Origin of the sequence: Frigoribacterium faeni (assembly GCF_011761235.1) — a bacterium.
Taxonomy (GTDB): domain Bacteria; phylum Actinomycetota; class Actinomycetes; order Actinomycetales; family Microbacteriaceae; genus Frigoribacterium; species Frigoribacterium faeni_A.
This window is the reverse complement of record NZ_JAAOYW010000002.1, coordinates 299,047-318,143: the sequence shown is the minus strand read 5'-3', so window position 1 is coordinate 318,143 and position 19,097 is coordinate 299,047. Positions and strand designations below refer to the sequence as shown.

At 74.0% G+C, this 19,097-nt stretch carries 18 protein-coding genes and 1 tRNA gene; 7 read left to right on the top strand and 12 right to left on the bottom strand.

Translation table 11 applies throughout. The features are described from left to right. The 3 genes from FHR78_RS07985 to FHR78_RS07975 form a co-directional block, all read right to left on the bottom strand. A complete protein-coding gene (locus FHR78_RS07985) occupies positions 1–2,733 on the bottom strand; it encodes an alpha/beta fold hydrolase (protein WP_166760734.1) in 2,733 nt (910 codons plus the stop codon). Between the two features lie 5 nt (positions 2,734–2,738). After that, on the bottom strand, positions 2,739–3,701 hold the full coding sequence (locus FHR78_RS07980) for a 3-oxoacyl-ACP synthase III (RefSeq protein ID WP_243862372.1): 963 nt from the start codon (positions 3,699–3,701) through the stop codon (positions 2,739–2,741). Between the two features lie 369 nt (positions 3,702–4,070). Beyond that, positions 4,071–4,352 (bottom strand): hypothetical protein, encoded by a 282-nt coding sequence (locus FHR78_RS07975; protein WP_166759994.1) that lies wholly within the window; start codon positions 4,350–4,352, stop codon positions 4,071–4,073. Between the two features lie 121 nt (positions 4,353–4,473). On the opposite strand from FHR78_RS07975, the gene FHR78_RS07970 reads away from it, so the two are divergent. Beyond that, positions 4,474–4,725 (top strand): hypothetical protein, encoded by a 252-nt coding sequence (locus FHR78_RS07970; RefSeq protein ID WP_166759993.1) that lies wholly within the window; start codon positions 4,474–4,476, stop codon positions 4,723–4,725. Positions 4,726–4,756: 31 nt separating this feature from the next. On the opposite strand, the gene FHR78_RS15430 is transcribed toward FHR78_RS07970, so the two are convergent. Both FHR78_RS15430 and FHR78_RS07960 read right to left on the bottom strand, forming a co-directional pair. Further along, positions 4,757–5,851 carry an FUSC family protein gene (locus FHR78_RS15430; RefSeq protein ID WP_166759992.1) on the bottom strand — a complete coding sequence of 365 codons (1,095 nt, stop codon included), beginning with the start codon at positions 5,849–5,851 and terminating at the stop codon, positions 4,757–4,759. A 140-nt stretch (positions 5,852–5,991) separates the two neighbouring features. Then, positions 5,992–6,065, bottom strand: a tRNA-Thr gene (locus tag FHR78_RS07960). Between the two features lie 167 nt (positions 6,066–6,232). Here FHR78_RS07960 and FHR78_RS07955 point away from each other — a divergent pair. Beyond that, a complete protein-coding gene (locus FHR78_RS07955; protein ID WP_166759991.1) occupies positions 6,233–6,415 on the top strand; it encodes a hypothetical protein in 183 nt (60 codons plus the stop codon). 12 nt (positions 6,416–6,427) lie between these two features. On the opposite strand, the gene FHR78_RS07950 is transcribed toward FHR78_RS07955, so the two are convergent. Next, the gene (locus FHR78_RS07950) at positions 6,428–6,994 is read right to left on the bottom strand and encodes a nitroreductase family protein (protein WP_166759990.1); all 567 of its coding nucleotides are present in this window, start codon (positions 6,992–6,994) and stop codon (positions 6,428–6,430) included. After that, positions 6,994–7,422 carry a peptide-methionine (R)-S-oxide reductase MsrB gene (msrB, locus tag FHR78_RS07945; protein WP_166760733.1) on the bottom strand — a complete coding sequence of 143 codons (429 nt, stop codon included), beginning with the start codon at positions 7,420–7,422 and terminating at the stop codon, positions 6,994–6,996. Before msrB ends, FHR78_RS07950 begins: the two co-directional genes overlap by 1 nt. A gap of 158 nt (positions 7,423–7,580) precedes the next feature. Between msrB and FHR78_RS07940 the strand changes: the two genes are divergently transcribed. The 5 genes from FHR78_RS07940 to groL all read left to right on the top strand — a co-directional run bounded on the left by FHR78_RS07940 (position 7,581) and on the right by groL (position 11,888). Continuing rightward, complete coding sequence (locus FHR78_RS07940; RefSeq protein ID WP_166759989.1) at positions 7,581–8,543, top strand: DUF2332 family protein; 963 nt, start codon at positions 7,581–7,583, stop codon at positions 8,541–8,543. A gap of 76 nt (positions 8,544–8,619) precedes the next feature. Beyond that, positions 8,620–8,913, top strand: a complete 294-nt coding sequence (locus FHR78_RS07935; protein ID WP_166759988.1) for a DUF3263 domain-containing protein — start codon at positions 8,620–8,622, stop codon at positions 8,911–8,913. A 26-nt stretch (positions 8,914–8,939) separates the two neighbouring features. After that, positions 8,940–9,551, top strand: coding sequence for a LytR C-terminal domain-containing protein (locus tag FHR78_RS07930; protein WP_166759987.1), 612 nt, complete (start codon positions 8,940–8,942; stop codon positions 9,549–9,551). A gap of 311 nt (positions 9,552–9,862) precedes the next feature. After that, the gene (locus FHR78_RS07925; RefSeq protein ID WP_166759986.1) at positions 9,863–10,066 is read left to right on the top strand and encodes a cold-shock protein; all 204 of its coding nucleotides are present in this window, start codon (positions 9,863–9,865) and stop codon (positions 10,064–10,066) included. A 202-nt stretch (positions 10,067–10,268) separates the two neighbouring features. Beyond that, entirely contained in the window at positions 10,269–11,888 is a 1,620-nt protein-coding gene (gene groL, locus FHR78_RS07920; RefSeq protein WP_123355364.1) for a chaperonin GroEL, read from the top strand. 378 nt (positions 11,889–12,266) lie between these two features. On the opposite strand, the gene FHR78_RS07915 is transcribed toward groL, so the two are convergent. From FHR78_RS07915 to FHR78_RS07895, 5 genes are all read right to left on the bottom strand, one after another. Continuing rightward, the gene (locus FHR78_RS07915; protein WP_166759985.1) at positions 12,267–14,009 is read right to left on the bottom strand and encodes a sensor histidine kinase; all 1,743 of its coding nucleotides are present in this window, start codon (positions 14,007–14,009) and stop codon (positions 12,267–12,269) included. A gap of 67 nt (positions 14,010–14,076) precedes the next feature. Continuing rightward, on the bottom strand, positions 14,077–14,769 hold the full coding sequence (locus FHR78_RS07910; RefSeq protein ID WP_123355366.1) for a response regulator transcription factor: 693 nt from the start codon (positions 14,767–14,769) through the stop codon (positions 14,077–14,079). A gap of 159 nt (positions 14,770–14,928) precedes the next feature. Further along, positions 14,929–15,498, bottom strand: coding sequence for a hypothetical protein (locus FHR78_RS07905; protein ID WP_166759984.1), 570 nt, complete (start codon positions 15,496–15,498; stop codon positions 14,929–14,931). Next, the gene (locus FHR78_RS07900) at positions 15,495–17,129 is read right to left on the bottom strand and encodes a DNA repair helicase XPB (protein WP_166759983.1); all 1,635 of its coding nucleotides are present in this window, start codon (positions 17,127–17,129) and stop codon (positions 15,495–15,497) included. Before FHR78_RS07900 ends, FHR78_RS07905 begins: the two co-directional genes overlap by 4 nt. A gap of 97 nt (positions 17,130–17,226) precedes the next feature. Beyond that, positions 17,227–19,080 (bottom strand): helicase-associated domain-containing protein, encoded by a 1,854-nt coding sequence (locus FHR78_RS07895; RefSeq protein ID WP_166759982.1) that lies wholly within the window; start codon positions 19,078–19,080, stop codon positions 17,227–17,229. Positions 19,081–19,097: the final 17 nt, after the last annotated feature.

Below are 19,097 nucleotides of genomic sequence, written 5' to 3'. Positions count from 1 at the left end.
TCACGGGCGCCGCATCCGTCCGCCCGAGAGCACCGACCCGGCCCACGCCGCGAGGCGGGCGCGGTCGATCTTGCTGTTGTGGCGCACGTCCGTCGGCAGCTGCGGCACGACGAGCACCGCGGCGACCCTGTGGCCCACGGCGTCGAGCACGGCACGGCGGACGTCTGCCGAGAGCTCGGCGGACGCCAGGCCCGCACGGCGCACGGACGCCGCCGTCTCGGCGACCACGACGACCTGCTGGGTGCCGGCCGGTCCGACGCCGACCACGGCGGCGCGGGCGACGCCGGCGAGCGACTCGACGGCCTGCTCGGCCGCGACCGGGGTCAGCGGCCCGGAGGCGGTGGTCACGACGTGCGGCAGCCGCCCTTCGACCCACAGCCGCCCCTGCTCGTCGAGGTGCCCGACGTCGCCGGTGCGGTGCCAGCGGCCCGTGCCCGGCTCGACCCCGCGCACGCTGGCCCGGTCGGTCAGCCACAGCCGGTCGTACCCGTGCTTGAGGTGGGGGGCCGACACGACGATCTCGCCCGTGACGCCGGGGGCGTCCGAGAAGGCGCCGGAGGCGCGCCCCGCCTCGTCGAGGGGAGCCACGCGCACCTGCACGGTCGGCGCCGGCCGGCCTACGCAGACCCCGTCGGCCGAGGGGTCGTCGGCCGCCTCGCGCACCCCGTCGAGGGTGACGTCGGTCATGAGGAGCCCCTCGGTCATGCCGTAGGGGGTGTGCGGCACCGCGGCGGGCATCAGGTCGCCGGCGGCCGCGAGCAGCGTCGCCGGGACGGGGGCACCGGCCGACAGGAACGTCGACACCCCGGCGAGGGCACGTCGCCCCGCGGCGTCGAGCTCGTCGGCGGTCGCGACGACGTTGGTCAGCGCCGCGGGGGAGAGGAACACGACCGTCGCGTCGACGGCCCCGGCGGCCGCCGCCACCGCGCGGGCCGTGAGGGTCCGAGGCGAGGTGACGTCCATGTCGGGCGTGACGCTCGTGGCGCCGAGCGCCGGGCCGAGCAGCGCGAACGGGGCGAAGCCCGCCACGAGGCCGGTGCCGGGACCGACGCCGTACCGGTCGGCCAGGGCGTCGCGCAGCGCGGTCAGCTGGCCGTGCCGGTAGACGACGCCCTTGGCGGGGCCGGTCGACCCCGACGTGAAGAGGATCGCGGCGGGCGCGTCGGCCGCGGGAGCCTCGGGCAGCTCGGCCATCGCCTCGTGGGCGCGACGACCGAGCGCGGCGATCTCGGGCAGCGAGGTCTCGACGCCGAGCGAGCTGGCCAGCACGGGCGAGAGGCGCTGCGTCGAGACGACCCGGCCGGGCCAGCCGAGGGCGCGCGCGGCGGTGAGGCCGGGCAGCTGGCCGATCACGTGGTCGGGCCAGGCCCCGCGCACGGCACGGGTGAGCCCGCGCACGCCGAGGCCCGCGTCGGCGACGACCACGACCGCGCCGATGCGCAGGCAGGCGTAGAGCACGGCGGTGAGGTCGGCCCCGGGCTGCACGAGCAGCGAGACCCGGTCGCCCGGCTGCACGCCGTGCCGGCGCAGCCCGAGGGCGATCTCGCGCACCCGGCGGCTGAGGAGGCGCCAGCTGACCGTCCGGGGACCGGCCCCGCGGGCGGCCCCGTGCGGCACCATCTCGACGAGCGCGGCGTCGGCGCTGTCGGCGAGGGAGTCGAGGTGGTGCCAGAGCGGGCGTTCCTGCGCGGCGGCGGGCGCCTCCTGCTCGCGCGCACCGGCACCGGACGCGACCCCGGACGAGGAGGCGCGGCGCGGCCCCTCGGGGAACCGGTCGCCCAGCCAGGTCAGCACGGCGTCCGCGTAGTCGACGTCCTCGGCGATCATGTGCCCGGCGCCCTCGAAGCGGTGCACGTCGGCGTGCGGGAGGCGGTCGACGAGGTCGTCGAGGTAGCGGTCGCCGAAGATCGGGTCGCGAGGACCCCACAGCATCAGGCTCGGCACGGTGAGGTCGCGCAGCGAGGAGGCGATGCGGTCGAGCTCGGGACGGCTCAGGTGCCGCTGGTCGACGGGGATGTCGGCGACGAAGCCGCCCACGCCGCCCCGGCGCTCGGGCGAGCGGTACGGCGCGCGGTAACCGGCCCGGACGGTGTCCGGCAACGAGGGATGGGCGAGGGCGAGCGTCACGTCGATGAAGCCGGTCGTCGCGACGGTCGCCCGGCCGAGCACGCCGCGGGCGAGCGTGAGCCGCAGCGGGGCGGGGATCGGCTCGTCGGCGGGCTGGTGGATCGCGGTGTTGAGCATCGTCACGGCCGCGAGCTGGCCGGGGTGGTCGACCGCCCAGCCCATCGAGACGACGCCGCCCCAGTCGTGCCCGAGGGTGACGACCGGGCCGTCGAGGCCCAGCTCGACCGTGAGCGCTGACAGGTCGGCGACGCGCTGCGGCAGTCCGCGCTCGACGCCGGTGCGCTCGGAGAAGCCCATGTCGAGCTGGTCGACCGCGACGACGCGCCAGGCGGGACGGCCGGCCGCCGCGGCCTCGGTGGCCCGGTCGAGCAGGCGGCGCCAGAGGTACGACCAGGTCGGGTTGCCGTGCACGCAGAGCACGGTGCCGACCGGCTCGACGCCGAGCGCGTCGAGGGAGGCCGCGTTGTCGAGGAGGTGCCAGGTGCGGTCGACCGGCTCCGCGCCTCCTGCGGGGACGGTGACGAGCCGCGACCACGACGGGTCGAGGCCGTCGAGCCCGGCCGGGGGGAGGGTCGCGGGCGACGTCGCCCGCGCGGCCGAGGGCAGGCGACTCACCAGGCGAGCTCCATCATGGCGGTGTTGATGCCGGAGCCGACGCCCATCAGCAGCACGCGGTCGCCCTTCGACAGGGTGCGCGACTCCTCGACGAGGGTGATGGGGATCGACGCCGGGCCCACGTTGCCGAGGGTCGGGTAGGTGAGGGGCACGCGCTTGCGGTCGATGCCCGCGGCCTTGACGAAGGCGCCGGTGTGCACGTCGCTGACCTGGTGCATGATGTAGCGGTCCATGCGCTGCCAGTTCCAGTCGCGGGCCGCCTCCTTCCAGGCCGACACCACGAGCTCCATGCCGCGCTTGAGCAGGGCCTTCGCGTCGGTGAACATGCCGTCGACGCTGCCGACGCAGAGGTCGTAGTTCTCGGTCGCGGCGCGCGTGACCCCGCCGACGATGCGGTGGCCCTCGGGGTGCCGGTCGGCACGGCCGAGCACGGCGGCGGCCGCGCCGGAGCCCAGCGTCAGGCTCGCGAACTCGCTCATGAAGTCGTCGCGCTCGTAGCCCTTGGTGAGCAGGCGGTCGATGGTGTTGACCTGCACGTCGTCGGCGTCCTCGCCGTCGATGATGACGGCGTAGTCGATCTGGCCCGCGTCGATCAGCTGCGCGGCGAGCGTCATGCCGTTGACGAAGCCGAGGCAGGCGTTGGCGATGTCGAAGTTCGTGGCCGACGAGGGCAGGCCGAGGCCGTGGTGCAGGCGGACGGCGACCGACGGCTCGAGGTGCGGCCGCGTGACGGACGTGTTGATGAGCAGGCCGACCTGGTCGGGGCGGACGCCGGCCTCGGCCAGGGCGCGCTTGCCCGCGTCGATGGCGGCCTCGTCGAAGCTCTGGCCCTCGCCCCAGTTGCGGCGCTCCTCGACGCCGGCGACGCGCTGCAGCAGCCCCGTGGGCAGCTTGAGGCGCTTCAGCACCGGGCGGAGCTTCTCGTCGATGCTCGCCGAGGTGGTGACCCGGGTCGCCATGGTGCTGGCGACGCTCAGCAGCGCGACGTTGCCGTGGCGGGTGGTGGCGTTGCCCGCGGCGGGGGAGGGGGCGACGGGGTCGGCCTCGGGGGTCTCGACGTCGGCGGTCGCGGCGTAGGTGGGTGCGGGGCCGGTCGTGGCGTGTCCGGTCAACGGGACTCCCTGTCGAATTGTCTCGGTCGTGTGCGCCGGCTCGGGCGACGGGCGGTGGCCGTCGGCAGCCGGGAGATCGTGTGAGCACCGGTCAGGTGCATCGGTCGAGTTTACGGCTCGCGTCTCTGTGCGGTTGCCAGGATCGCGGGGCACATCCATGCCCCTCGGGGCATGTCCTCGGGCGTCGGGCGCGCCCGGGCGCCGGCGGCCGGCGGCTCAGGCGCCGGGGTCGCGGGGCAGCTTCACGATGGCGCGGCGGCCGCCGATGCTCCACCACACGACGTCGACGACGGCCCACGCCGCCGCGGCCACGGCCACGACGAGCAGCACGACCGCCACGACGGTGAGGCTGCCGCCCCCGATGAGCAGGCTCGTGAGGATGCTCGCGACGAGCACGCCCGCCGACAGCACGGTCGCGATCGGCAGCACGAGGCCGCCGCGCTTCGTCAGCAGCCACTGGGGGACGTCGGGGTCGACGTGCACCTGACGGGTCTTCACGGGGCCTCCTGGGGGTCGAGCCGGGCGGGTCCAGCCTGTCACGCCGGCCGGTGCGGGCCCGGACGGGCGGGGCGAGCAGGAGCCGACCGCGCCGGGCACGGGCTCTCCGTAGACTCGCCCCATGAGCGAACTCCGCCGCCCCTGGTACACGCTGACCAAGACCGGCAGCGTGCTGCCCCCGGTGATCGAGATCGTGCTCGGCGTGCTCGGGGCGGTCGTGCAGCTGATGACGATCGGGTCCGGCGAGCCCGCCGACGGGCTCACGGTCGCGGTGCTGGTCGTCGCGGTGCTGCTGATCGCCCAGGGCGTGGCCGACCTCGTGTGGTGGTCGCGGGACGACCGTCGCGCCCGGGCCCAGGCGGACGCCTCCTAGCCCGCACCTCGACGGGGCGCGGGCGTCCCGCTCAGGCGGAGGGCGCCTCCTCGACGGGGCGGGGCCGGGTGCGCAGCCGGTGCGTCGCGAGCAGGGCGACGACGACGACCCCGACCCCGATCGCGGTGTCCGCGCCGCGGGCGACGACGAGGGCGCCCACGTCGACCTGCCCGCCGCCGAGCGCGGGCATGCTCAGGGCCATCGGCGTGATGAAGACGAGCGCGAGGCCGTAGTTGCGCACGACCACGAGCTCGGTCGCGAACTGCAGCACGCCGAACGCGACGACGAGCGCGACCGGGGTCGGGTCCCACGCGAGCAGCAGCGCCGCGAGGCCGACCCCGACGAGGGTGCCGAGGAGGCGGTGGCCGGCTCGCAGCAGCTGGGCCGACGTCGCGCGCCCGACGACGGGCACCACGGCCGAGACCATCGCCCAGTACGGGTTCTGCAGCCCGCAGGCGATGCTGACCAGGCCGGCCACGAGCGACGCCCCCAGGCAGATCGCGGCGTGCAGCAGGGTGCGGCGCAGCTCGACGGCGACGACCGGACGACGCAGCGTGCGGGTGCCGGGCGCGTCGAGCGCGCGACGGCCCGAGGCGCGGACCAGGCCGACGAGCGAGGTGGCGAGGGCGAGGAGCACGCTGAGCGACGACACGACCGCCGCGGCGCCCACGCTCGACGGCACCGCCGGGACGAAGGCGCAGACGCCGAGCCCGAACACCGGGAACAGCGGCCCCGGCGGCGTCCAGCCGCGCAGGTCGGACAGCACGGAGGCGAGGCCCGCCACGAGCGCCACGACCGGCACGAGCGCGACCGCGGGCACGGACGCCGCCGACAAGGCGGTGCCGAGCACCACGACGGCGATGAGCAGGGCCCCCGCCTCGAGCTGCATGCCGAGGCGCGGACCCCGGCCCAGCCCTCGGCCGAACGCCGAGGCGAAGGCGCCGAACGTGGCGTAGGGCGCCCACTCGACGTGCCCGATCGCGACGAGCACGGCGAGGGGCACGACCACCGAGACGGCGACGCGCACGGCGGGCACGTGGGCGCGGTCGTGCGGACCCACGCGCAGCAGGTCGCGCGGGCGGGGGAACGGGCTGCCGGAGGCGGCGGCCGGGGAGCGGGACGGCACGGTCTCGAGGTCCTCTCGTCGGGAGAGCGCGTCGTCGGGCTGCGGGGGTCGGTCGGGTGAGGTCGACCGGGGGCGGAGCGTCGACGACGCGGTCGACGGAGGAGGCCCCGCCTCGCCGGGGAGGCGGGGCGGGGCCGGGGAGCCGCCTGTCGGATTCGAACCGACGACCTTCGCTTTACAAGAGCACTGCGCTACCGGACTGCGCCAAGGCGGCGGGCGGGACCATCCTACCGATCGGGCGTCGGGGAGGCGACGGGCGCCTCCTCGGGGTGCGCGTCGCGCAGGATTGGCGCAACCCGGTCGTGAAGTGGTGAAGTAGGAGGTGCAGCGACCCCCGCGGTCGCGCCCGGTCGCCCCGGGCACCGATCACGAGGAGCTCCCATGACCAACGTCCTGACCGCCATCGGCTCGATCATCCTGCTCTTCGCGAGCTTCGCGCTCTTCGCGTACTCGTTCGGCCAGGACGAGCCCAACGCGTTCATCTTCTTCGCCGGCATCGTGCTGATGACCGGGTCGTTCTGGCTGCCGATCACCGTGGTGGGGCAGAGCCGCAAGTCCTGGTAGGGCCGGCCCGGCCTAGGCCGAGACCGCTCGCGAGCCCGGTGCGCTGACGAAGCGCCCGGGCTCGACGAGCTTGCGGGGCTTCTCGTCGCGCTCGGTGCGCCCGCCGACGTAGAGCCAGCCGAGCAGCTTCTCGTGCGGCGCGAGGCCGTGGGCACGGTGGACCGCCTCGTGGCGCGTGTCGGTGCCGGTGCGCCAGAACACGCCCCAGCCCTCGTCGTCGAGCACGAGGGACAGCAGGTGGGCGACGCCCGAGGCGACGCTCTCCTGCTCCCACTCGGGCACCTTGCGGCTCTCGACCGGCGACAGCACGACCGCGAGCACCAGCGGGGCCCGCAGCGACTTCTGCTCGAGCTTCGCCGCCGACGCGCCCTCGGCGCCGCTCGCCTCGGCCAGCGCCCGGCCGATCAGCAGCCGGTCGTCGCCGCGCAGCTCGATCAGCCGCCACGGGCGCAGCGACGAGTGGTCGGCCACCGTGGCGGCCGCCTGCACGAGCTCGAGCAGCTGCTCGTGCCCGGGCGCCTCGTCGGTGACCTTCGACCGGGACCGTCGCCGGCGGGCAGCGTCGGCGACGGCGCCCATCAGGCGCCGGCCTGCTCGCCGGAGCCGGACCCCTCGGCCTTGAAGTCGAGCGAGATCGAGTTCATGCAGTAGCGGTCGCCGGTCGGGGTGCCGAAGCCGTCGGGGAACACGTGGCCGAGGTGCGAGCCGCACGTGGCGCAGCGGACCTCGGTGCGGACCATGCCGAGCGAGTTGTCGTCGATCAGCTGGACGGCCTCGGGGTCGACCGACTCGTAGAAGCTCGGCCAGCCGCAGCCGCTGTCGAACTTGGTGCCGCTCTTGAACAGCTCGGCGCCGCAGGCGGCACAGGCGTAGACGCCGGCGCGGCTCTCGTCGAGCAGCTCGCCCGTCCACGGGCGCTCGGTCGCCGCCTGGCGGAGCACCTGGTAGGCGTCGGGGCCGAGCTCACGGCGCCATTCTTCGTCGGACTTCTCGACCTGGTACGACACGGGCTCGTTCGCCATGGTGCACTCCTCTGCGTCAGGGGGACGCCGGGCTCGGGAGGCCCGGTCGTCGGGGGGACTCTCCATCCAACACCCCGCCGCCGACAGCCATTCCTCGGGGGCGCCTCCTCGGAGCGGTCGCCCAGGGGTGCGAGACTCGCCCGGTGACCCGCCCCGCGACGCTCTCCGCCCGCTTCGCGGCGTACGCCGACGCGGTCGAGCGCGAGGGCTCCGCGCCCTGGGCCGCGGCCGCCCGGGGCATCGCCGGCGACCCCGAGGTGCTCGCCCTGGTCGAGAGGGCCGAGGAGGCGCGTCGCCAGCCCGTCCTGGTGCTCGCGGTCGCGAGGTGGCTGGGCGCGCCCCTCGGCCCCTGGCCCGAGCTGCGGCGCTGGCTGCTCGACCACCCCGACGCGGTCGTCGCCGAGCTCGGCCGCCGTCTCACCCAGACCAACGACGTGCGCCGCACCGGTCCGGTGTCGCTCGCGCTCGCCCGGGTCGAGGGGCCCGTCGCGCTGCTCGAGGTGGGCGCCTCGGCGGGCCTCGGGCTGCTGCCCGACCGCTACGGGCACCGCTCGGGCGACGCGCGGTGGGGCCATCCCGACAGCCCCGTGCAGCTCGACCTCGACGTGCGGGGCGACCTCGGCCCGGTGCGGCTGCCCGAGGTGGCCTGGCGGGCCGGCCTCGACCTCGACCCGGTCGACGTGCGCTCGGACGACGAGGTGGCCTGGCTGGACGCCCTGCTGCCGCCCGGGTCGCCCGGCCGGGCCGCGCTGCTGGCGCAGGCGGTCTCGGTCGCGCGCGCCGCGCCTCCTCGGGTCGTGCGCGGCGACGCCGTCGACGACCTCGCGCGGCTCGCGGCCGAGGCTCCCCGGGACGCGACGCTCGTCGTCGTGTCGACCGGCACGCTCGTCTACCTGCCGGGCCGCCGCCGACAGCGGTTCGTCGACGAGGTGCGGCGCCTCGGGGCGCGCTGGATCTCGTACGAGCGGCGCGACCTGCTGCACGACGTCCGCGCGACGGTGCCCGCGGGCGTGGCCGACGACGAGGCCTTCGCGGTGCTCGCGCTCGACGGCCGGGCGCTCGCCGTGGGGGACGCGCACGGCACGCGCCTGTGGACCGTCCCCTGAGCTGGCGAACCGCCCCGCGCCTCCCCGACCGCCCCGGCGCCCGCCCCTATGCTGACCGGGACCGAGAGGGCAGGGCATGAGCGACGAGAGCACCGGCGGCGGAGACGTGCGCACCAGCGCGCTGTCCGAGCGCGACCGCGCCCTGCTCGACTTCGAGCAGCGTGCGCCGTCCTCGCCGGGACGCAAGGAGGCGGCGGTGCGTCGCGAGCTCGGCCTCACGAGCACGCGCTACCAGCAGCTGCTCGGCTCCCTCTTGGACAGGCCTGCTGCACTGGCCTACTCGCCCATGCTCGTGGGGAGGCTCCTGCGACTGCGCGACGAGCGCTCCCGGGCCCGGGCCGCCCGCTCGTTCGGGCCGACCGACCGCTGACCCTCACGGAAGACCGACACCACACCATGGCGAAACACCCCCAGGACCGATTCGACGAGGTGCCCGACGACCTGCAGAGGGTCGGCGCCCACCGTGCCGAGGCGCGCCGCGGCCGAGGCTGGATCGTCTTCGCCTGGGCGGCCCTCGCGACGGGCCTGCTCGTCGGGGCCGGCGTCGTCGCCCTCGGCGTGGTGAACGACAGCTTCCAGTTCGTCGCCCCCACGTCGGACGAGACCGCCGACGCCGGGTCGGCCACGCCCACCGACGAGGCGACCGACGGCGCCTCCGGCGGGTCGACCGACGAGGCCGCGCCGACGACCCCGGCCGAGACCGTCGCCCCGGCCGACCCCGCGTCGGTCGACCCCGACGTCACGTCGATCACCGTGCTGAACGGCACGACCACGAGCGGGCTGGCCGGGCAGGCCTCGCTCGCCCTCGCAGAGGCGGGCTGGACGGTCGCGGGGCAGGGCAACGCCGACGGCTCGGCGCCCTCGACGGTCGTCTACTACTCCGAGGCGGGCGACGAGGCCGTCGCCCTCGGCGTCGCGCGCGACCTCGGCTCGGCCACGGTCGAGCTCAGCGACCAGTTCCCCGACTCGTCCGTCACCGTGGTGCTCGGCGCCGACTACTCGCCGTAGTCCGTACCGTCCCGCCCCGTCCCGCGCGTGCCCGCCTGCCGGCCCTGTCGTTGCCGAGGTGTTGCGGCCGTGTTGCGGTCGTGTTGCAGAACGTGTGAATTCGTCAGGTCCGTGGGCGATGTCGGCCTCCGGGGCCTGTTCCACGGGCTCGTCCCTGGCTAGCATCTGTCTCGGTCGCCCCCTTCCGGCTCGCCGACCGCGTGCGCAGCACGGGCGAGGCCGCCACGTCGGGGCGCGCAGAGCCTGCGCGGAGACCCGGCACTGGCACCATCGCACGCGCCGCACCGGAGGACAGCAAGGGGAGCAGCACCATGGCACACGGCACCGTCAAGTGGTTCAACGCGGAGAAGGGCTACGGCTTCATCACCGTCGAGGAGGGCGGCCAGGACGTCTTCGTCCACTACTCGGCCATCGACATGAGCGGCTACAAGGTCCTCGAGGAGGGCCAGGCGGTCGTCTTCGAGGTGGGCACGGGCGACAAGGGCCCGCAGGCCGAGGGCGTCCGCCCGGCCTGACCGCACGACGTCCGACGGGCTCCTCCCGGGCCCGTCGTCGGCACCGGCGCCGCCTGCCCCCGGCAGGCGGCGCCGCCGTGTGCGAGGAGGCGCGAGCTCACTTGCACTCCATAGGTGAGAGTGCCAGAATCGTCCCTGGCACTCGCCGCTGGTGAGTGCCAATGCTTCTGCTTCATGACGTCCGGGAGGGACGAGGAAACACATGGCTAAGATCATTGCTTTTGACGAAGAGGCCCGTCGTGGCCTCGAGCGCGGCCTGAACATCCTGGCCGACGCGGTGAAGGTCACGCTCGGCCCGCGCGGCCGCAACGTCGTGCTCGAGAAGAAGTGGGGCGCCCCCACGATCACGAACGACGGTGTCTCCATCGCCAAGGAGATCGAGCTCGACGACCCGTTCGAGAAGATCGGCGCCGAGCTCGTCAAGGAGGTCGCCAAGAAGACCGACGACGTCGCCGGCGACGGCACCACCACCGCGACCGTGCTCGCCCAGGCGCTCGTCCGCGAGGGCCTCCGCAACGTCGCCGCAGGCGCCGACCCCATCTCGCTCAAGCGCGGCATCGAGAAGGCCGCCGCGGCCGTCTCGGCCCAGCTGCTCGCCGACGCGAAGGACATCGAGACCAAGGAGCAGATCGCCGCGACCGCGTCGATCTCCGCCGCCGACCCCACCATCGGCGCGCTCATCGCCGAGGCCATCGACAAGGTCGGCAAGGAGGGCGTCGTCACCGTCGAGGAGTCGAACACCTTCGGCACCGAGCTCGAGCTGACCGAGGGCATGCGCTTCGACAAGGGCTACCTGTCGCAGTACTTCGTGACCGACCCCGAGCGCCAGGAGGCCGTCTTCGAGGACGCCTACGTGCTCATCGTCAACTCGAAGATCTCGAACATCAAGGACCTCCTCCCCGTCGTCGACAAGGTGATCCAGAGCGGCAAGCAGCTGCTCATCATCGCCGAGGACGTCGACGGCGAGGCGCTGGCGACCCTGGTCGTCAACAAGATCCGCGGCATCTTCAAGTCGGTCGCCGTCAAGGCCCCCGGCTTCGGCGACCGTCGCAAGGCCCAGCTGCAGGACATCGCCATCCTCACCGGTGGCCAGGTCATCGCCGAGGAGGTCGGCCTCAAGCTCGAGAACGCGACGCTCGACCTGCTCGGTCGTGCCCGCAAGGTCGTCATCACCAAGGACGAGACCACCATCGTCGAGGGCGCCGGCGACCCCGAGCAGATCGCCGGCCGCGTGCGCCAGATCCGCAGCGAGATCGAGGCGACCGACAGCGACTACGACCGCGAGAAGCTCCAGGAGCGCCTCGCCAAGCTCGCCGGCGGCGTCGCCGTCATCAAGGCCGGCGCGGCCACGGAGGTCGAGCTCAAGGAGCGCAAGCACCGCATCGAGGACGCCGTCCGCAACGCGAAGGCCGCCGTCGAGGAGGGCATCGTCGCCGGTGGTGGCGTCGCGCTCATCCAGGCCGGCAAGACCGCTCTCGCCGAGCTGCAGCTCGAGGGCGACGAGGCGACGGGGGCGAACATCGTCCGCGTCGCGATCGACGCTCCGCTGAAGCAGATCGCCTTCAACGCGGGCATGGAGCCCGGCGTCGTCGCCGACAAGGTCCGCGGCCTGCCCATCGGTCACGGCCTCAACGCCGCGACCGGCGAGTACGTCGACATGATCGCCGCCGGCATCATCGACCCGGCCAAGGTGACCCGTTCCGCCCTGCAGAACGCCGCCTCCATCGCTGGTCTGTTCCTGACCACCGAGGCCGTCGTCGCCGACAAGCCCGAGAAGAACCCGGCCCCGGCCGGCGACCCCACGGGCGGCATGGACTTCTAGTCCGCGACTGCACCACCGCGTCATCCGCAAGGGCGGCTCTCCTCCGGGGGAGCCGCCCTTCGGCGTCCCCGCCGCCACCGGTCTCGGGCGCAATTTGAGAGCATCCCGCGCGCGACCGACGTACGAACCGAGGAGGCGCGGGTCCGCCGAGACGGGGGTGCTCTCGTTCTCGGAGCGCGCGCCCCTGACAGAGGCCGCGGCGCCGCCGCACCGCCTCGGAGCCCCCGGCTCGGAGAACGAGAGCAATTCGCCGGAGGCTTCCCTGGGAGCCCCGCAGCCGCCGTTCCCGCGTCGCCGAATGCTCTCAAATTCGGAGGCCGAGCAGAGCTGAACCGGAACGAGTCGGGGCTTCGGGCCGAGGTGGTGCGGCGCCCGGGACTAGGAGGCGGGGGTCGGCACGGGCGCGGGGGTCGCCACGTCGGGCGCCCCGGCCGCGCTGGCCGCCTCGGGGAAGAGGGGCAGCGCGACGCGGAACGTGGCTCCGCCGCCCGGGGTGTCGAGCACGTCGACGCTGCCGCCGTGGGCCGAGACGATCCCCGACACGATGGCGAGTCCGAGACCCGAGCCGCCCGTGTCGCGGGTGCGCGACGAGTCGGCACGCCAGAAGCGCTGGAAGATCTTCTCGCGGATCTGGGGCGGGATGCCCTCGCCGTGGTCGACGATGTCGATCGTGGCCACGCCGCGACCGGGGTCGGACTGCACGGCGAGCTCGATGGGGCTGTCGTGCTCGGTGAAGCGCATGGCGTTGCCCATGAGGTTGGTGATCACCTGGCGCAGCTTGTTCTCCTCGCCGAGCACCACGGCGGGAGCCTGCGGCCCGTGGCCGGCCTGGTCGCCCGACCCGGCGTCGTCGACGGGCTCACCGGCCCGCACGGCCCGGGCCCGCAGCCCACGGAGGCGGGCGAGGGTCGCCCCGGCGAACGAGATGGCGCCCGTCGACCCGGGCGGCGCGACCGCGGCGTCGTCGGCCGCGACCGGTGCCTCGGGAGCCGGCGCCTCGACGACCTGGCCGCTGACGACCGGGTCGTGCACGACGACGGCGATGTCGCGGTCGGGGTTCGAGGCCATGGTGTCGAGGGCGGAGTCGCGGGCGATGGCGACCAGGTCGACCGGGCCGAGCTCCAGGGGCTTCGACTCGTCGAGACGGGCGAGCGCGAGGAGGTCCTGCACGAGGACGCCCATGCGGATCGCCTCCTTCTCGATGCGGTCCATCGCCTGCGCGACGTCCTCCGGTTTGGTGAGCGCGCCCATCCGGTAGAGCTCGGCGTAGCCGCGCAGGCTGACGAGGGGCGTGCGCAGCTCGTGGCTGGCGTCGCCGACGAAGCGCCGCATCTGGTCGATGGTCTTCGAGCGGTCGTCGAAGGCTGAGTCGATGCGGCTGAGCATCGTGTTGAGCGAGCGGTTGAGGCGGCCGACCTCGGTGTTGGGCGTCGTCGAGTCGAGGCGCTGGCTGAAGTCGCCGTCGGCGAACCGGGCCGCCGTGGCCTCGACGTCGCGCAGCGGCGAGAACGTCGACGTGACGAGCAGACGCGTCAGCGCGGCGCCGAGCACGATGACCGAGACGCCGAAGCCCAGGAAGATGCCGCTGAAGCGGCCGATCACGGCGTTCGTGCTGGCGAGGTTCGTGCCCGTGACGATGGTCGCGTCGATCTGCTCGACGACGCCCGTCACCTGGTCGCGCTGGGTCAGGGGCTTGTCGAAGGCGTAGATGCGCCACTGCTGGTCGTGGTCGGAGTTGTAGACGCTCATCGGCTCGGCCGCGGCGGCCGCCCGCGGCAGGTCGACCGCCGAGAGGTCGGGGCCGGTGCCGCCCTGCAGCTCGTCGGCGTTGTCGCAGATGCGCGTGCCGTCCTCACGGAACAGCGCCACGAAGCTGCTGCTCGTCGCGCCGAAGGTGACCGTGCACGACTGGGCGTTGGTCGCGCTCTGCGAGGCGCCGGAGAACGTCTCGGCCGCCGACTTGAGCGACAGGTCGACCTGGCCGTAGAGGTAGGTGCTCAGCACCGTCATCGTGCCGAGCCCCGCGACCAGCAGGCCGAGGGTCACCAGGGTGACCGTGATCCCGGTGATCTTGGTTCGGATGGAGATCTCGTTCCACCACTGCGACAGGCGTTCGTGCATGGGAAGCGAACATACCGGTGGCGCCTGGGAGCCGAGGCTCCCGGGCGCCACCGGGGTTCGTACCGCGTCAGGCCTTGGCGGCCTTGAGCATGTAGCCGAAGCCGCGCTTCGTCTGGATGATCGGCTCGGCCGAGAACTGGTCGAGCTTGCGGCGCAGGTACGAGATGTAGCTCTCGACGATGCCGGCGTCGCCGTTGAAGTCGTACTCCCACACGTGGTCGAGGATCTGCGCCTTCGACAGCACCCGGTTGGGGTTGAGCATGAGGTAGCGCAGCAGCTTGAACTCGGTGGGGCTGAGCTCGATGGCCGTCTCGCCGATGGTGACCTCGTGGGTGTCCTGGTCCATGGTGAGCTCGCCGGCGCGGATGATCGCGTCCTCGTCCTCGTTCATGGTGCGACGGAGGATCGCCTTGATGCGGGCCACGATCTCGTCGAGGCTGAAGGGCTTCGTCACGTAGTCGTCGCCGCCGACGGTGAGGCCGGTGATCTTGTCCTCCGTGTCGTCCTTCGCGGTGAGGAACAGGATCGGCGACGTGTAGCCCGACGACCGCAGGCGCTTGGTGACGCCGAAGCCGTTCATGTCGGGCAGCATGACGTCGAGGATGATCAGGTCGGGCTCTTCTTCGAGCACGGCGGAGATCGCCTGGGCGCCGTTGCCGACCGCACGCACGGCGAAGCCGGCGAACCGGAGGCTGGTGGTCAGCAGGTCGCGGATGTTGGGCTCGTCATCGACGATGAGAATCTTGGGGCCGTCGCTCATGGCCCCAGTATCTGTCCGCGCCCTCGGTGTTCCCTGTGAGTCGTGAGTGCGTCAGCCGCGTGTCGGCAGCGTGCGCGCCGCCAGCTCGCTGACCCCGAGCGTCCGTTCCCGGCTTCCGGGCCCGGCGTCCGGGCGCAGCGTCCGGCCCAGGTGCCTGGACTACGCGGTCGGGTCGTCCCACTCCGTGTTCGGCACCAGGGCGATGCGGGTCGTCAGCTCGAGCAGCTCGTCCGGCACGGCGAGGGTGAAGGCGACGCCGTCGCGCTGCTCGAGCACGGCCGTGTAGCCGGAGGCGCGGGCGATCTCCCATCCCGGGAACCGCTCGACGGGCGCAGTGACGACCCGCGCCTCCTCGGCGTCGTCCAGGTCGGCCACGGCGCTGAGGCCCGCGTACAGGTGGTCGACCACGGGGGAGCCCGCGAGCAGGTCGCTGCGCTCGAGCACCTCGGGGTCGCGCGTCCACGTGACGACGCTCAGGCTGGCGCCGGCGTGCAGGCCGCCCTGCACCTCGTAGGTGCGCTCGACCGACACGACGACCGTCGGGTCCCACGGGGCGGTGCGGGAGCGCTGGCCCCGGTACTCCACGGCCTCGTGGTCGAGGGAGGCGACCAGGGGCCCGAAGGCCGCCCACGGCGACTGGTCGGCCAGGAACACACGGCGCAGCCCGTCGCGCCAGAGCTCGTCGTCGCCGAGCGGGACGTCGCCCGGGCCGAGGTCGGGCCCGCTCACGCCGCCAGCGCCGGGGAGTCGAGGATCGTGTAGCTGTAGCCCTGCTCGGCGAGGAACCGCTGGCGGTTCTGCGCGAAGTCCTGGTCGACCGTGTCGCGGCTGACCAGCGTGTAGAAGGAGGCGGGCAGGCCGGACTTCTTCGGCCGCAGCAGGCGTCCGAGCCGCTGGGCCTCTTCTTGCCGGGAGCCGAACGAGCCGCTCACCTGGATGGCGACCGTCGCCTCCGGCAGGTCGACCGAGAAGTTGGCCACCTTCGAGACGACCAGCACCTTGACCTCGCCCGACCGGAACGCCTGGAACAGCCGCTCGCGCTCGTCGACAGGCGTCGCGCCGGTCAGCGTCGGGGCGTCGAGCACGGCGGCCAGCTCGTCGAGCTGGTCGAGGTACTGGCCGATGACGAGGATCTGCTCGCCCTCGTGCCGGTCGACCAGGTGGCGCACGACGTCGAGCTTGGCGGGGGCCGTCGCGGCGAGGCGGTAGCGCTCGTCGTCAGGGGCGGCGGCGTACTCGAGCCGGTCCTGCTGCGGCAGGTCGACGCGCACCTCGAAGCAGCTCGCGGGCGAGATGTAGCCCTGTGCCTCGATCTCCTTCCAGGGAGCGTCGAACCGCTTGGGGCCGATCAGGCTGAAGACGTCGCCCTCGCGGCCGTCCTCGCGGACGAGCGTCGCGGTGAGGCCGAGCCGGCGGCGGGCCTGCAGCTCGGCCGTCAGCTTGAAGACCGGGGCCGGCAGCAGGTGGACCTCGTCGTAGACCACGAGGCCCCAGTCGAGCGCGTCGAGCAGCGACAGGTGCGTGTACTTGCCCGCACGCCGCGCGGTGAGGATCTGGTACGTCGCGATCGTGACCGGCTTGACCTCCTTCACCGAGCCCGAGTACTCGCCGATCTCGTCCTCCGTCAGGGAGGTGCGGCGCAGCAGCTCGTCGCGCCACTGCCGCGCGCTGACGGTGTTCGTGACGAGGATGAGCGTCGTCGTGCCGGCGGCCGCCATCGCGCCCGCGCCCACGAGGGTCTTGCCGGCGCCGCAGGGCAGCACCACGACGCCCGAGCCGCCCTCGAAGAACTCGTCGATCGCCTTCTGCTGGTAGCCCCGCAGCTGCCAGTCGGTCTGGTCGAGCTCGATCGCGTGCGGGGTGCCGGGGGTGTAGCCGGCGTGGTCCTCGGCGGGCCAGCCGAGCTTGACCAGCTGCTGCTTGATCTCGCCGCGGGCCCAGGGCAGCAGCTCCCACACGGTGTCGCTGCGGCGCACGCCGAGCAGCTCGCCGATCTTCTTGACGCGGGTGACCTCGCGCAGCACGGCGTCGTCGGTGCCGCGCAGCACGAGGGCGTCGCCGTCGCGTTCGATGACGATGCGGCCGTAGCGCGCCACCGTCTCGGCCACGTCGACCGTGACGCTCTGCGGCACCGGGAACTTGCTGTACTTCTCGAGCGTGGCGAGCATGTCCTCGGCGGTGTGGCCCGCGGCGCGCGCGTTCCAGAGGCCGAGGCGCGTGATGCGGTAGGTGTGCACGTGCTCGGGCGCGCGTTCCAGCTCGGCGAACACGCTCAGGTCGTGACGAGCGTCCTCCGCCTGGGGGTGCGCCACCTCGAGCAGGACGGTGCGGTCGCTCTGCACGATCAGGGGGCCGGTCATGAGGGTCGAGTCTAGGCGCGGCCCGCCTGGGGACGGCCGGTGTCCGCCCCCGGCGTCCCCCGAGGGGCGCACCCGGGGCGGCCGTGAGGGTCGGCGCCTAGCTCGACACCGAGACGACGTGCGAGAGCGGCAGCGTGCGCTCGACGTCGGACTTCTTGTCGCGGCCGCGCACGCGGCCGCCGCCGACGCCGGTCGGCTCCATCTCGAGGTGGCTCGTGCTGCCGTCGGGCATGGCGATCGCGATCGTCACCGTGAGGCGGCCCTTCACCGCGGCGTCGAGCTGGCGGGTGATCCACGCGCGGTCGGTCGTCTCGGTGCTGGCCTCGGTGCCCGCCGTCAGGCGCTCGACCATGTCGCGCACGGCGTCGCGCGGCGGCACCGGCACGGGCCGGTGCAGGCGGCGGCGAGCCGGGGGAGCCGTCTCGCCGTCGCCGTCGACGACGACCACGGGGTAGCGCTCGTCGCTCAGCGCCCAGAAGACGGTGTCGCGGTCGAAGGTCGTCGCCACGCGCTGCGCGTCGACGCGCTGCAGGGCGAGGGGAGCCAGGGCGTGGTCGACCTCGAGGGTGTCGACGCTCGTCCGCTCGTCGGAGCTGACGACCGTCACGGCGCCGGCGGGCAGGTCGGCGCCGCCGACGACGCGCTCGACCCGGTACCGGCCGTGGCGCTCGGCGGACTGCTGCAGCAGGTAGTCGAGCGGCTGCGGCACGCCCGTGAGGCTGATGCCGTCGAGGAACGACCGGAGGCTGTCCGCCGTCTCGCCGGCGGTCAGCGCACGCTGGATGCCGCCCTCGGTGATGCGGTAGGTGGCGGCGAGCCCCGCGCTCTCGACGTCGGCGATGACCCGGAGGCGGGCGTCCAGCGCCGGGGCCAGCGGACCGGGTGCGACCACGGTGAGGTCGTGCTGCAGGTACACCTGCTCGATGGCGTCGGGCAGCAGCTCGGCGACCCTGGTGCGCGCCGCCTCCGGCCCCTCGCGCAGCAGGGCGACGGCGGCCCGGGTGGGGGCCTGCCCGCTCGTGAGGCCCAGCAGCTCGGCGGCGCGGGCGAAGGCCGCGAGCCGCTCGGGCAGCCACGCGCGGCCCGCCGGGTACGCCCAGCAGGCGTACTCCGACAGCGGCTCGCCCCACGACGTCTCGACGCGCTCGTGCAGCACCGCCAGGATCTCGGCGGGCAGCGAGGCGAGCCACGCGCGGGTGAGCGACTCCCAGCGGTCGGGCCACGAGGACGCGAGCCAGGCCGCCGCGTCCTGCGTGGTCGCCACGCCGTCGGGGCCCGCGGCCGCGAGGCCGGCGCGGGAGGCGATGCCCACGACGGCGGGGACGTCGTCGACGTCGAGGCGGGCGGCCTCGGCGAGCCGTCGCACCTCGGGCAGCGCCAGGCCGCCCTTGGCGAGCTCGCGGGCCGGGGAGCGGTCGAGGGCGCGGAGGATCTCGGCGACCTCGATCACGACGGCGTAGAGGCGCTCGGCCGATCGGGCGTCGGTCGCGTCGCGGTCGACGTCGGCGACGGCCTCCAGCACGACGGGCGGGTGCTCGGCGCCGAGGCGGCCGGGCGACAGGGTCGGGTCGTCGTCGAGGCGCTCGGCGACCCCGTCGAGGGTGCTGACGCTCGCGGCCGGGCCGTCGCCCTGACGGACGACGAGGAACAGCTCGACGAGGTGGTCGACCGCGAGGGCGAGCGCGCCCCGGCCGATCTCGAAGACGGCGTCGACGCGCCCGGCGAGGGCGTCGAGGTCGCCCGGGGTGCGGGCCGCGTGCAGCACGAGCAGCTCGGTGCGGTCGAGGTGAGACAGGGCGTCGCGCACCGACGACGGGTCGAGCAGGGTGTCGGCGAGGTCGAACGCGTCGTCGACCGAGGAGGCGCGCAGCAGCCTCGAGGACAGCCGCCGGACGAGGTCGTCGGGCGCGGAGGAGCGGAGCACGCCCGCGAGGTCGAGTGCACTGGACATGGGGCCTGGCCTCCTGG

Bases quoted from the DNA above. Each gene is read 5' to 3' on its own strand.
- FHR78_RS07915 (WP_166759985.1), bottom strand. From the start codon at position 14,009: ATGCACGAACGCCTGTCGCAGTGGTGGAACGAGATCTCCATCCGAACC.
- FHR78_RS07910 (WP_123355366.1), bottom strand. From the start codon at position 14,769: ATGAGCGACGGCCCCAAGATTCTCATCGTCGATGACGAGCCCAACATC.
- FHR78_RS07930 (WP_166759987.1), top strand. From the start codon at position 8,940: ATGGCGAAACACCCCCAGGACCGATTCGACGAGGTGCCCGACGACCTG.
- FHR78_RS07980 (WP_243862372.1), bottom strand. From the start codon at position 3,701: ATGGCGACCCGGGTCACCACCTCGGCGAGCATCGACGAGAAGCTCCGC.
- FHR78_RS07970 (WP_166759993.1), top strand. From the start codon at position 4,474: ATGAGCGAACTCCGCCGCCCCTGGTACACGCTGACCAAGACCGGCAGC.
- FHR78_RS07955 (WP_166759991.1), top strand. From the start codon at position 6,233: ATGACCAACGTCCTGACCGCCATCGGCTCGATCATCCTGCTCTTCGCG.
- FHR78_RS07950 (WP_166759990.1), bottom strand. From the start codon at position 6,994: ATGGGCGCCGTCGCCGACGCTGCCCGCCGGCGACGGTCCCGGTCGAAG.
- FHR78_RS07895 (WP_166759982.1), bottom strand. From the start codon at position 19,080: ATGTCCAGTGCACTCGACCTCGCGGGCGTGCTCCGCTCCTCCGCGCCC.
- FHR78_RS07935 (WP_166759988.1), top strand. From the start codon at position 8,620: ATGAGCGACGAGAGCACCGGCGGCGGAGACGTGCGCACCAGCGCGCTG.
- groL (WP_123355364.1), top strand. From the start codon at position 10,269: ATGGCTAAGATCATTGCTTTTGACGAAGAGGCCCGTCGTGGCCTCGAG.
- FHR78_RS07925 (WP_166759986.1), top strand. From the start codon at position 9,863: ATGGCACACGGCACCGTCAAGTGGTTCAACGCGGAGAAGGGCTACGGC.
- FHR78_RS07900 (WP_166759983.1), bottom strand. From the start codon at position 17,129: ATGACCGGCCCCCTGATCGTGCAGAGCGACCGCACCGTCCTGCTCGAG.